Below are 584 nucleotides of genomic sequence, written 5' to 3' on the forward strand. Positions count from 1 at the left end.
GTTGACTTTTGGCACGCTGTTGAGTTCTCAAGGAACGGAAGCTTCCTTCGAGACCGTTTCACCGGCCCCTCCGGGCTTTCCCTTCGTTGTCTCCAACCTTACCAGATCCGTTTCGCGTTTCCGCTCTTCGTTTCCGGCCCCCTGCTGGAGCGGGGTTTTTGTTTCGCGCCTTCCGGCGTGTCCACTACTTTAGCGGATTCCCTCCGTGACTCATAATCGAGCCATTCCGATCGAATTTCGGCACGCCGAAATCGACCCCGCAGGGAGATCGTGCAGTAGTGGATCGCCGCCAGGCGGCTTGAGTGGCTGCCGTTGGAAGGTGACCCGTCCGAGGCAGCTAGAGAACACTACACCACGCCCACACGTGCTTCAAACCTGTGGCCCTCAACTCGTTTGCGGGCTACCGTCGTGACATGACCACGCATGCGCACACGAACCTGTGGTGGGCCGCCTGAGGCGGCCGACCAGTCAGCGCATGCACCCAACGGCCGCCGCTCCGGCGGCCGTCTGTGTTTCCCCCGCCGGCCCCCCGCCCGGCCGGGGCGGCGGCCCCCCCCAGCCACCAGAGGGAAAAAAAAATTAAC

The organism is Streptomyces sp. NPDC058691, assembly GCF_042714775.1.
GTDB lineage: Bacteria > Actinomycetota > Actinomycetes > Streptomycetales > Streptomycetaceae > Actinacidiphila.